Consider the following 8,894-nt stretch of genomic DNA (forward strand, 5'->3'; position numbering starts at 1 on the left):
TCGCCGCCAGACGCCTCGGCCAGGACCATCGAAATGGCCGCCGTCAGCGTCGTCTTGCCATGGTCAACGTGTCCAATCGTGCCGATGTTCACGTGCGGCTTGTTGCGTTCAAACTTTGCCTTGCCCATCGGGCCTCTCCTTAGCGTGTCTGGTGTCCGGCCCGCCGGACGAGGTTTCATGTAATAATGGCAGGCGGAATGCCCGTTAAACGCGCCTCATACCCATGTGTGGCGAGGGTTTCAAGCGGGCATTTGTATGCGGGCTGTGCAAGGCGGCGCGACTTGCCTTCAAGGCCCAATGCCGGATATGCCACGGGTCAACTCTGTCACCGAGGCCATGACATGGAAACAGACCTGTCCACACACGCACAACGCGTGCGCCAAACTTCACTCGGCAATGTCGCGTCTGCCCGTGCCGGACAGTCCGTCCTGACGGCGGCGGGATGGCGCATCGACATGGCCCGCCAGTATCTCGACAAAGAGTCCGAGAGCGCGCTGCTCGCATTCGGGCGCGCACGTTCGCTCGAGGCCGCGTCTGCTGACCTGTTCGGAGCAGCCATCGTCAACCCGTCTGAAGGCCGTCCCGCCCTGCATTGGGCGCTCCGTGCCAGAGCGCCGCTGACGGGCGAAGCCGAAACCGTACGACAGAGCGTGCTTCCCGCCCTTCAGTTCGCCCGGGACATCCGGTCGGGAAACGTCACGACCGCTGGCGGTACGCCCTTCACGTCCATCGTGCATATCGGCATTGGGGGATCCGATTTCGGACCGCGACTGATCGCAGACGCATTCGAAGACCTGGCCCCTGCCGGTATCGACCTCCGGTTCTGCGCCAATGTCGATCCGCTCGACCTTGATCGCGCCCTGACCGGCCTCGATCCCGCCACAACGCTCGTCATCGGCGTGTCGAAATCCTTCGGGACTGAGGAAACCCTCTACAATCTCGCACGGGCGCGGGTCTGGCTCGAACACGCGCTCGGCGATGCCGCCGCCCAACACCTTGCCCTCGTCACCGCCGCGCCCGAAAAGGCGAAGGCCTGGCTTGGCGGCCGCAACGCTCACCTGTTTGACATGCCGCTATCCGTCGGCGGGCGGTTCTCGCTCTGGTCGACGGCCTCGCTCGCCTGCATGATCTATCTCGGGGCCGACGTCTTCGATCGCATTCTGGCAGGTGCCAGCGACATGGACGCTCACACCCGCGAAACGCCGCTTGCTGCCAATGTCCCGATGCGCCTCGCCCTGCTCGACTATTGGAACACGTCCATCCTCGGCGACAAGATGCGCGTGCTGCTTGCCTATGCCAATCGGTTGCGCCTGCTGCCGACCTATCTGCAGCAGATGGAAATGGAATCGAACGGCAAGAGTGTCGGCCCGGACGGCGTCTCGATCGCCGTTGCCACCGCGCCTGCACTGTGGGGCGGCGAGGGCTCGGTCGGCCAGCATTCCTACCATCAATGGCTGCATCAGGGTTCGCAGGTCGTCCCCTGCGAATTTATCTTGGCGCCCGATAGCGGACGGGATCCCGCCGGCCTCTCGGCGCTCACGGCGCACGCGCTGGCCCAGGCGGAGGTGCTCGCCAATGGCCGCAGCCTTGCCGAAGTGAAGCAGGAAGAGCCCGGGCTGGACGACGCGGTCGCGCGCCAGAAGGTCCATGCAGGTGGCCGCGCTTCGACCTTCATGACACACGCGGATTTTGGGCCCGGAGCCTTTGGTGCGCTGGTCGCCATGTACGAGCATCGCACCTATTTCGCAGGCAAGCTCTGGGGCCTCAATCCCTTCGATCAATGGGGCGTCGAGCGCGGAAAAACCATGGCTGCCCGGTTGAAACCGGCGCTGACCGGCGAAGAGTCCGCTGACGATCCGGTAACGGCTTCGCTGATCGCCGCGCTGCGCTGATCCGTGGCGGTCACCCGAATCCTGAAAGAAGTCGTGGTTGGCGAAACACGCCGGGTTGCATTTGATCAAGCTGGCCGCGCGATCGCTTTGCGGATTGACCGGTGGAGCGACGCAGCGACCCGACCCCATATCGGCGATATCGTCGACGCTCGCCTCCGTGCCATCCACCCGAAACAGGGGGGCGGATTTGTCGACCTTCCCGGCGACGTGGACGCGTTTGTTCGGCTTGCCGAAGGGCATGGCTTCACTGAAGGCCAGGTCTTGTCCGTGCAAATCGTCGCAGAAGCCCGGCGAGGCAAACTCGCGCGGGTTCAGCCCGCAAACCCCGCGCCCATCACCCAGTCTCCTGCCGCCCGGTGGCAAGCCGCCTTACCGGGCGCAGCTGCTCTCACCGAGGAAGACGTCCCTCCCGGTCATCCCGATATCGAGGCGGCGTTCGATGAAGCGACCTCGGAAACCGTCACGCTGCCCGCCGGTGGCACGCTGCGAATCCAGCCCACCGCCGCGCTAGTTGCCGTCGATCTCGACACGTCCGGGCGCAATGACAGCGGACGGGCCGTCGCCCGGGCCCTGCGCATCAATACGGAGGCCACCCGGCAACTGGCCCGCCAGATCAGCCTCCGCAATCTTGGTGGTGCCATCGTTCTCGACTGCGTGTCGCCGATCAACCGCGAGGCGGGGCTCAAACTACGCGACAGTTTCCTCTCGGCGTTTGCCGACCTGTCCCAAAGACATGCCAAGGCCCTGGCGCCATCGGCTTTCGGCCTGATGGAAGCGTCGGTCGCCTGGGGCGAAACACCAATTTCCGACAGGCTCCTCGATTGCAACGGTGAACCGACCGACGAAACCCTGTGCCTTTGCGGCCTGCGCCATCTCCAGCGCGAAGCCGGGGCGCAGCCCATGGCGCGGCTGACGCTCGCGCTGCCCCGGCGCGCCTTCGACTGGATGACCATTAGCGGCCTTGACCTGCAGGCGCGCCTTGACGAGACTTTCGGTGCCCGATTGACCATTTTGTCCAGCGACAAAAACAAACCTGAAGTATTCCAGACATGAGCAAACCCATCTCCCCGGCAAGCAGCACGCCCAAATGCGCCCAGTGTCGCAAGAAGCCGGTTTCCCCGGAATACAGGCCATTTTGCTCGAAACGCTGCGCCGATGTCGATCTGGGCCAATGGCTGAAGGGCGGATATGCGATCCCCGGCGCCCCCGCTGAACTGGACGAAAACCTCGATAGCGGGCGCCCGCTCGACGACTTGTCAGGCGATGACTGAAAACGCGATAGACAAGCGTGCCTGCCTTGGTTAGAACCCGCCTTCCCTGCTGGCCTGCCCGGGTAGCTCAGGGGTAGAGCAGCGGATTGAAAATCCGCGTGTCGGTGGTTCGATTCCGCCCCCGGGCACCATTCATTCTCAGATTTGGTCGCCAGCCCGCCTCGCCAGGGTGCTGGCCATCCCCCAAACCCAGCGGTGTCCCTTATAATGAGCTTTCGCACCCATTGGTCGCATTTGCGCCCCCACTGCCTTCAATATGGGCACATGGCCTAAATTTCTCGGTTCGCTGCGCGTGTGCGGGAACCCGATACATCTGTTATGAGTACCATCCGAGCGTGCTCTCATGACCAAAAACAATTCCGAATCATCTCCTCGTCTGGTCGCCGTGTCGAACCGGACCGCCTATGGCAGCCCTCGCGCCGGCGGACTCGCCGTTGCCCTCTCCGATACGCTCGCCGAAACAGGCGGATTGTGGATCGGATGGAGCGGCAAGATATTCGATGTCCCCCGTCGCCGTGTTCTCAACGTCGATGAAGACGGCGTCTCGTTCGCCCTGATGGACATGTCGAAGGCCGAATACGAAGGCTTTTACCTTGGCTACGCCAACAGCGTTCTCTGGCCGGTGATGCACAATCGGCTCGATCTTGCAGTCTTCGACAGCGACTATTTTGCCGCCTACAAAGCCATAAACCGGCAATTCGCCGATATGGTCGCCGCCCAGACGATGCAGGATGATCTCATCTGGGTCCAAGATTACCATTTCTTCCTTCTCGCCAAAATCCTTAAGGACGCCGGGTGTAGCCGGCGAACGGGCTTTTTCCTTCACATTCCGTTTCCGGCACCGGAAGTTTTCAGGTCGATCCCTGACCATCTCACGCTCGCCGCTGGCCTCTGCGCCTATGATGTTGTCGGCCTCCAAAGCTCGCACGATTGCGCCAATTTCGCGCGCTATATCCAGGAAGAGATTGACGCCGAAAAACTCGATGACGAGCGTTTCAGGATCGGTGAACATATCCTCACGCTTCGCCTTTGCCCGATCGGAATCGACGCGGAGGGCTTCAGCCTGAGCGCCACAAGCCAGACGGCCAATGATGCATCCCGACGACTCGCGCGTTTTCTCGGCGAGCGTGACCTCATCATCGGCGTCGACCGGATGGACTATTCCAAGGGCTTGCCGCAACGCTTCGAAGGCATGGCCGTGCTGTTCGACAAATACCCGGACCTGCATGGCAAGATATCTTTCACCCAGATCGCCCCTCCATCACGGTCTGTTGTCGAGGAATACGCCCAGTTGCGCCAACAGCTTGATGAGCTGTCGGGCCGCATCAATGGTGACTATGGCGACCTTGACTGGATCCCGATCCGCTACCTTGCCCGCGGCTACCAACGCGACGAGCTGGCCGGCCTTTACCGGCTCGCACGAGTGGGCCTGGTCACCCCCTTGCAGGACGGCATGAACCTTGTGGCCAAGGAATATGTCGCGGCACAGGACCCGGACGATCCCGGCGTGCTCGTCCTCTCCCAGTTCGCAGGCGCCGCTGATCAGATGACTGACGCCCTGATTATCAATCCGCATGATCGCAACGCCGTCGCCGAAGCCGTACGCACGGCCCTGAACATGCCACTCGCAGAACGTCAGAGACGCTGGCGCGCCCTTTATGAGGGCATTTGCCGGCAGGACATCAACTGGTGGCGCGAACACTTCCTGGCGGCGTTTGACGCAGCTGAGGGCTAATATTAGTGCAGAATATGCCCGAGGCCCCAGTCAGAACCTTTTCCTTGTCGCCAGACGACGCTGTCTTTCTCGATTTCGACGGTACGCTTGCCGGGCTTCAGGATGACGCGGATACAGTGTTTCTTGCGCAAGGCATGGACCAGGTCCTGCATGCCTGCGCGACCAGGCTGGACGGCGCCTTGGCGGTGATGTCCGGCCGCGATCTGGACGATCTGTCAAGACGGGTTCCCGGCAACCTCTGGCGTTTCGGCAATCACGGGCTGCGGGCGTCTGCGCCAGGTGGACTGGCAACACAGTCCCCAGCGGCGGCGCCAAGCGGCCTGATTGCCGCCTTGTCAGAGATTTCCGACACTTATCCCGGTGTTCGCCTCGAGCCGAAGGGGCCCGTGCTCGCCGTACATTATCGCGCTGCGCCCGGTGTCGAAGTCGAACTCAAATCCGCGCTATCCGACGCCATTGCACCGTTTGCTGACTATAGCCTGCAGCATGGAAAAATGGTCTTCGAGGCCAAACCAAATGCCGCGAACAAAGGCGCCTGTCTCTTGCGCGCCATGCTAAGCATGCCCTTTTTGGGGCGGCGACCCGTCATGATCGGCGACGACACGACCGATGAGGACGCCTTCGCATCGGCACAATCAGCAGGCGGCATCGCCGTCAAGGTCGGTGAGGGTGCCACCGGCGCGCTGCATCATCTGAATTCCGTACAGGACGTGCACGCATTGCTGAAGGAGTTTGCATCCACATGAGCGGACTTAATATGGGCATTGTCGGCAACGGCACCATCGCTGGCCTGATCAATTCGGGCGGCGACTATCAGTGGCTTTGCCTGCCGCGCTTCGACGGCGAGCCCGTGTTGAACCAGTTGCTCGGCGGTGGTGGGCAGTTCAGCGTCTGGATGGATGGCCTGACGTCACGGTCGCAATCCTATGACAGCAACACCTCCATTCTCCGCACGCGGCTTGAAGCGGACGACGGCGCCATCCTCGAAATCATCGACTTTGCTCCACGGTTCGAGACCCGGGGCCGCGTCTTCCGGCCTGCTTCGATCGTCCGGCGCTTTCACATTGTCGCTGGCACCCCGCGCGTACGGATCACCCTGACCCCGCAGACCGATTGGGGCGCGCGCCGGCTGTCATCTGTCCGCGGCGTGAACCATATCCGCTTCACCGATGGCGATCTGGCCTTCCGCGTGACAACGGACGCGCCTGTTGCCTACATCATGTCAGGCACCAGCTTCCTGCTCGAGCAGGACGTGTCCTTTGTCCTCGGCGCCGACGAATCCCTCACCGACACGGTCGACGTCATCACGCTCGACTGGGAAGAACGGACCCGAAAATACTGGACGAAATGGTCGCGCAACCTGGCCGTGCCGTTTGAATGGCAGGAAGCGACCATCCGCGCGGCGATCACACTGAAACTCTGCGTGTTCGAGGAAACCGGCGGCATCGTCGCTGCCCTGACAACCTCCATTCCCGAACATGAAGGGTCGCAACGCAACTGGGACTATCGGTTCTGCTGGATCCGGGACGCCTATTTCACGGTCTCCGCGCTCAACCGCCTGTCCGCCATGGGCACGCTGGAACATTATATGCGCTGGGTTCGCAATATTGTCGCCCAGTCCAAAGGCGGTCATATCCAGCCCGTGTACGGCATCGGGCTGGAAGCCGACCTCACCGAAGAACATGCGACCCACCTGCCCGGCTTCCGGAATACCGGCCCGGTCCGGCGCGGGAACCAGGCCGCCGAACACATCCAGCACGACGTATACGGACAGGTCGTTCTGGGTGTTGCGCAATCGTTTTTCGACTGCCGCCTGATCTCGCGGCCGGGAATCGCGGAGTTCCGCCAGCTTGAACCGGTCGGCGAACGCGCGTTTGCCGTACACGACACACCAGATGCTGGAATCTGGGAATTCCGCACCATCGCCGAAGTGCACACATCCTCGGTGATCATGTGTTGGGCTGCCTGTGATCGCCTGTCAAAAATAGCGGCGCATCTCGGCCTTCCCGATCGGGCGACCTATTGGGCCGAACGCGCCGCGATCATTCACAAGACCGTCCTGGACAATGCCTGGAGCGCCGACGTTGGTGCCTTCACGGCGGCCTTCGGCGGAGAGGCGCTCGACGCCTCGGTCCTGCTAATGGCCGAGATCGGTTTCCTGCCGGCCAGCGACGCACGCTACATTGCGACAGTGGAGGCCATCGACAGCAAGCTGCGCGAAGGCAATCACGTCTATCGCTACAAGACCGAAGACGATTTTGGCCGCCCCAAGACCGCGTTCACCGCATGCACCTTCTGGCACATTGATGCGCTGTTCCGGATTGGACGTGTCGAAGAGGCCCGCGAGATGTTCGAGTCGGTCCTCTCCAGCCGCAACCATGTCGGCCTCCTGTCAGAGGATTTCGATCCAGTGACGGGCGAATTGTGGGGCAACTTCCCGCAAACCTATTGCATGGTCGGTATCATCAATTCCGCCGCACTGCTCAGCAAACCCTGGACGTGCGTCATCTAGGCCTAGGCCGCCACATCCGATTGTTCGGATCGCGCAACGGATGCGTCCAGAGCGCCCGGCTCGTCCCAATTTCCCTCGGGACGGATCATGACCATTGGGTCGCTTTCCGGCGCCAGCGCCCGCGGATGCTCTGGCAAGGGAATCTCGATTTCGATATATTCAAAATCCGAAAACCAGAAGCGCGGCCGATCGGGCGCAATCCTGCACCGGAACGTGCGCGACCAGACGGGCCACAGCCGCGCCTGTATCTGCGCAATCATCAACCGATAGCCTTTTCGCGTCGCGTATTCGAACGCCTCAGCGAGCATCACCTGCAGCGCAGGCCGCCCCCTTTGTCGCCGCAGCAGCACGACCCGCTCAAGCTTGGCAAACCCGGCGAACCAGCGCATCCGAAGCGTGCCGACCGCATCTGGTCCATCAAACACCAGGAAATGCGTCGCGCAGAGGTCGTTGCCATCGAACTCCTCCTCATAGGGGCACGCTTGTTCGGCCATGAACACGGCGGCGCGAATCGACACCATTTTCTGATAGTCATCGAGCGAGCGCACAGGCCGCGCCGTGTAACGTTCGAACGCTCCGGCCGGCACCGGGCGACACAGCACCTGCTCTCCCGTCTGCGGCCGGTTGCTCATGCCACCCTGCTCCGGTCTGCAACGAGCGCTTCCTGCACATACAGGTCAGGCAGCCCGCCATCACACGGCTGGAATCCAAGGCTTGCCATGGAGCGTTTCCCGTCATCCGTTGCTCCCCGCGCAAAGCACGGATAGGCGCTGAAGAGTTCAACGCGCATCACGGCGGCCGCTGTCATCACGCGCTTGCGCGCCTCGCGCGTGGCGCCGGCATATACGCCGATATAGAAGCCGGCGCATCCTTTTCCGTCAACGCAGAGGTGCAACGGGTCGGGGTTGTCAGGATCGTAGGAACCGTCCCGCACAGCCAGTTCGCCAAGCTTCGACAAGGGCAATGTCAGGAAGATTCCATCGACAGGATCGCCTGTTACCCACGCTGTCATTCCCGTGATACGATCCATTTCAGCAACCGAATCAGGCGCAGCGATCTTGGACGACATGAGTAGCTCAGCCATCTCAATACCCTGCTCAAGTTCAACAAAGGTTGCGCGCCTGAACCCCAATTCCGCGCCTTTTGACGCAACCTTGGAGAGATTTATTAGACCGTCCACCGATACACCATTTATGATTGTTTTTATTCTTATACTCCGAGTCCTGCGGAAGCCGAATTTGATGGCTTGACGGCTGGGCTTGGAACGATTCAGCTATGCCCATGATCCGCACCGGCTTTCTTTCCTCATCAGACCGTATTGAGCTTGAGGCTTGCGTGCGTCGACAGCGCGAGGACCACGGTATTGCCCGCCGGGCAAATGCGATCCTGCTGCTCGACGACGGGGAAAGCTGTGCTCGGATCGCAAAGTTTCTCTACTTGGACGATGATACCATCCGCGGCTGGCATAAAACCTACCTGCAAGA

General features: G+C 61.6%; 10 protein-coding genes and 1 tRNA gene. 8 read left to right on the plus strand and 3 right to left on the minus strand.

Features of this window, described 5'->3' with window-relative positions:
* Positions 1–128 (minus strand): GTP-binding protein (locus tag ACESNB_RS17550; RefSeq protein ID WP_348211176.1); only part of this gene is annotated, 128 nt, incomplete at its 3' end.
* A 213-nt stretch (positions 129–341) separates the two neighbouring features.
* Here ACESNB_RS17550 and ACESNB_RS17555 point away from each other — a divergent pair.
* From ACESNB_RS17555 to ACESNB_RS17585, 7 genes are all read left to right on the plus strand, one after another.
* The gene (locus tag ACESNB_RS17555) at positions 342–1,892 is read left to right on the plus strand and encodes a glucose-6-phosphate isomerase (RefSeq protein ID WP_373009632.1); all 1,551 of its coding nucleotides are present in this window, start codon (positions 342–344) and stop codon (positions 1,890–1,892) included.
* 3 nt (positions 1,893–1,895) lie between these two features.
* On the plus strand, positions 1,896–2,945 hold the full coding sequence (locus tag ACESNB_RS17560) for a ribonuclease E/G (protein ID WP_373009633.1): 1,050 nt from the start codon (positions 1,896–1,898) through the stop codon (positions 2,943–2,945).
* Positions 2,942–3,163, plus strand: coding sequence for a DNA gyrase inhibitor YacG (locus ACESNB_RS17565; protein ID WP_373009634.1), 222 nt, complete (start codon positions 2,942–2,944; stop codon positions 3,161–3,163). The genes ACESNB_RS17560 and ACESNB_RS17565 overlap by 4 nt, the downstream gene beginning before the upstream one ends.
* Before the next feature lie 56 nt (positions 3,164–3,219).
* A tRNA-Phe gene (locus ACESNB_RS17570) sits at positions 3,220–3,294 on the plus strand.
* Positions 3,295–3,506: 212 nt separating this feature from the next.
* Complete coding sequence (locus ACESNB_RS17575) at positions 3,507–4,898, plus strand: trehalose-6-phosphate synthase (RefSeq protein WP_373009635.1); 1,392 nt, start codon at positions 3,507–3,509, stop codon at positions 4,896–4,898.
* A gap of 44 nt (positions 4,899–4,942) precedes the next feature.
* Positions 4,943–5,644, plus strand: a complete 702-nt coding sequence (otsB, locus tag ACESNB_RS17580; RefSeq protein ID WP_373009636.1) for a trehalose-phosphatase — start codon at positions 4,943–4,945, stop codon at positions 5,642–5,644.
* The gene (locus tag ACESNB_RS17585) at positions 5,641–7,410 is read left to right on the plus strand and encodes a glycoside hydrolase family 15 protein (RefSeq protein ID WP_373009637.1); all 1,770 of its coding nucleotides are present in this window, start codon (positions 5,641–5,643) and stop codon (positions 7,408–7,410) included. Before otsB ends, ACESNB_RS17585 begins: the two co-directional genes overlap by 4 nt.
* 2 nt (positions 7,411–7,412) lie before the next feature.
* Here the strand turns inward: ACESNB_RS17585 and ACESNB_RS17590 are convergent, their stop codons facing one another.
* Positions 7,413–8,042 carry a GNAT family N-acetyltransferase gene (locus ACESNB_RS17590; protein ID WP_373009638.1) on the minus strand — a complete coding sequence of 210 codons (630 nt, stop codon included), beginning with the start codon at positions 8,040–8,042 and terminating at the stop codon, positions 7,413–7,415.
* Positions 8,039–8,494: a hypothetical protein gene (locus ACESNB_RS17595; RefSeq protein WP_373009639.1), complete on the minus strand. Its 456-nt coding sequence runs from the start codon at positions 8,492–8,494 to the stop codon at positions 8,039–8,041. The genes ACESNB_RS17590 and ACESNB_RS17595 overlap by 4 nt, the downstream gene beginning before the upstream one ends.
* Positions 8,495–8,691: 197 nt before the next feature.
* Between ACESNB_RS17595 and ACESNB_RS17600 the strand changes: the two genes are divergently transcribed.
* The coding region (locus tag ACESNB_RS17600) for a helix-turn-helix domain-containing protein (RefSeq protein WP_373009640.1) at positions 8,692–8,894 on the plus strand (203 nt) is incomplete at its 3' end.

Source organism: Hyphomonas sp. (assembly GCF_041689225.1).
Classification (GTDB): domain Bacteria; phylum Pseudomonadota; class Alphaproteobacteria; order Caulobacterales; family Hyphomonadaceae; genus Hyphomonas.